This is a genomic window from Thermodesulfobacteriota bacterium (assembly GCA_036482575.1).
Classification (GTDB): Bacteria; Desulfobacterota; GWC2-55-46; order GWC2-55-46; family JAUVFY01; genus JAZGJJ01.
The window spans coordinates 1-2,475 of sequence record JAZGJJ010000158.1 but is presented as its reverse complement, the minus strand read 5'-3'; the positions used below and the strand labels follow the sequence as shown (position 1 = coordinate 2,475).

The following is a 2,475-nucleotide window of genomic DNA, read 5'->3' as shown; positions in this document are numbered from 1 at the left end:
CTCCTTAACGGCCGAGTTTATCTCGCCGGGGGTGAACGGTATATCCATCTGGACTATCCGGGCCGAGGCGAAGAGCCTTTCGGTGTGCTCTTCGAGCCTTAAGACCGCGCTGCGCCCGTCCTCGCCGAGGTAGCACCTTATGCCCTCGAACACCCCGAGACCGTAATGGAGCGTATGGGTAAGCACGTGCACCGCGGCTTCGTCCCACGGAACGAGCTTCCCGTCCATCCATATCTTCTTACCCTTTTTCACGCACTACCTCTCCTTCCCCCTTGCCCCGGCTTACTATGCCGCGGCGCGGGGCCTTCAATATATATACCCCTCTAACTCTGCGCGTTCTTCTGTACCGGGCTGGTAATAGGGGCCTGCGGGGCCTGCTTGACCGGGACCTGCTGCTTGGGCGGCCTGAGCTCGGCCGGACGGTCCTTCTTCTCCATCACGCAGTTGCCGTCGAACACCACGCCCTCGCCTATTATAAGGGTCGGCGTCCTTATGTCCCCCACCATCTTCCCGGGCGCCTTCAACTCCACACGCCTCGCGCCGTTTACCGACCCCCTTATCTCCCCGGCTATTACGGCCGAGCTGACGTTGATCTCCGCCTCGACCAGCGCGCCCTCTCCGACTATGAGAGTCCCCTCGCTCTTTATCTCGCCCTTGAAGTTGCCGTCTATCCTTACGGTCCCCTCGAAGTCGAGCTTCCCGTTAAACCTCATGCCCTTGTCTATGAAGCCGGTGGCCTCGCCCCTTGGCGTCGTCGAAACCATCTCGTCTTTTCCGAACATCTCTTCCCTCCTTTTTTGATTGTACTCCATAAGGCACCCCTTCCCGGCCTCAACCGGCCGACCTTAAAAGCTCCACGATCCTCTCCCTCTCCTCGACGGAGAAGAACTCTATCTCTACCTTCCCCCTGCCGCCGCTATCCTTAACCGACACCTTCGTACCGAATATCTCCCGAAGCTCGTTCTCAAGAGGGTTCAGGCGGAGTGTCTTCGCTCCGGAGCTTCTCTTTGTCTTCCCGGCCCCTGCCGCAAGGGCCTCGGTCTCTCTTACCGAAAGACCTCTCGTTATCACCTTCCTGCAAAGCTCCCTCTGGGCCGCGTGGCCGGAAAGGGAGAGTATGGCCCTGGCGTGCCCCATGCTTATGGCGCCGCTGCGGAGCTGGTCCTTTACCTCGGGCGGGAGTTTTAGGAGCCTCAAGTAGTTCGCGACCGTGGCCCTGTCCTTCCCGACCTTCCCGGCGACCTGCTCTTGAGAGAGCCCGAAATCCATGAGGCTCTTAAAGGCATCGGCCTCCTCTATGGCGTTCAGGTCCGCCCTCTGGATATTCTCCACTATGGCGAACTCGAGGCTCTGCTGGTCGGTCGCCTCCATAACGACCAGAGGCACCTCCTTCAGCCCTGCCGCCGTGGCGGCCCTGAGCCTCCTCTCGCCGGCTATGAGCTCGAAGCTCGAACCCTTGCGGCGAGCCACGAGGGGCTCGATAACGCCACTTTCCTTAATAGAATCAATGAGTTGCATCATTTGGTCGTCCTCGAAACTCTTCCTCGGCTGGAGCCTGTTGGCCGATATCTTCCCTACCGGACAGAGCAGGTAGTTGCCCCCGGCCTTCTCCCCCTTCTCCGCCCCCTCGCCCGCTTTTATGAGTGCGCCGAGTCCCTTGCCAAGCACCTTTCTCTTGTTCAGCATAGTGCCCTTCCCCGTCTATGCCGCAGCGCGGCCGTTTAAGATCTCTTTCGCTAGTTCCAGATAACTCACCGCCCCGCTCGAACGAATGTCGTAGAGTATTATGGGCTTTCCGAAACTCGGACTCTCGCTCAGCCTGACGTTCCTCGGTATTACGGTGGTAAAGGCCCTGGTGCCGAAATGCCCCCTGGCCTCGTCGGCCACCTGGTGCGAGAGGTTATTCCTCGCGTCGAACATCGTAAGCAGTATCCCCTCCACCTCGAGCGAGGGATTCAGCCCGGCCTTTATAAGCTCTATGGTCTTAAGTATCTGGCTTATCCCTTCGAGCGCGTAGTACTCGCACTGGAGCGGTATGAGTACGGAGTCCGAGGCCACGAGCGCGTTTACCGTCAAGAGGCTCAGCGACGGCGGACAGTCTATGCATATATAGTCGAACTCACCGGTGACTTCGGCGAGCGCGTCCTTCAGGCGGAACTCGCGCCTTGGGTCGTCCACCAGTTCAACCTCGGCCCCTATAAGGTCCACGGTCGAGGGGGCGGCCTTGAGGAACGGTATCTCGGTATCCTTTATAACCTCCTTTATGCCCGTGTGCTCGATAATGGCCTGGTACACGCTGCCGTCGCTGCCGTTTTTGGGAAGGCCCACCCCGCTTGTGGCGTTCCCCTGCGGGTCGAAGTCCACCAGCAGGACCTTCTTTTCGGCAACGGCCAGAGAAGCGGCGAGATTGACCGCGGTGGTGGTCTTGCCCACCCCGCCCTTCTGGTTGGCTATGGAGATGATCCTTCCCAGAAT

4 protein-coding genes are annotated in these 2,475 nt (G+C 59.5%); all 4 read right to left on the bottom strand.

Annotation, left to right across the window (positions count from 1 at the left end; translation table 11 throughout):
- A partial coding sequence (locus V3W31_06990; protein ID MEE9614683.1) for a branched chain amino acid aminotransferase occupies positions 1-228 on the bottom strand: 228 nt, incomplete at its 3' end.
- Between the two features lie 95 nt (positions 229-323).
- Positions 324-782, bottom strand: coding sequence for a polymer-forming cytoskeletal protein (locus V3W31_06985; protein MEE9614682.1), 459 nt, complete (start codon positions 780-782; stop codon positions 324-326).
- A gap of 49 nt (positions 783-831) precedes the next feature.
- Positions 832-1,686, bottom strand: coding sequence for a ParB/RepB/Spo0J family partition protein (locus V3W31_06980; protein ID MEE9614681.1), 855 nt, complete (start codon positions 1,684-1,686; stop codon positions 832-834).
- A gap of 15 nt (positions 1,687-1,701) precedes the next feature.
- The gene (locus tag V3W31_06975; protein MEE9614680.1) at positions 1,702-2,472 is read right to left on the bottom strand and encodes an AAA family ATPase; all 771 of its coding nucleotides are present in this window, start codon (positions 2,470-2,472) and stop codon (positions 1,702-1,704) included.
- Between the last annotated feature and the right edge of the window lie 3 nt (positions 2,473-2,475).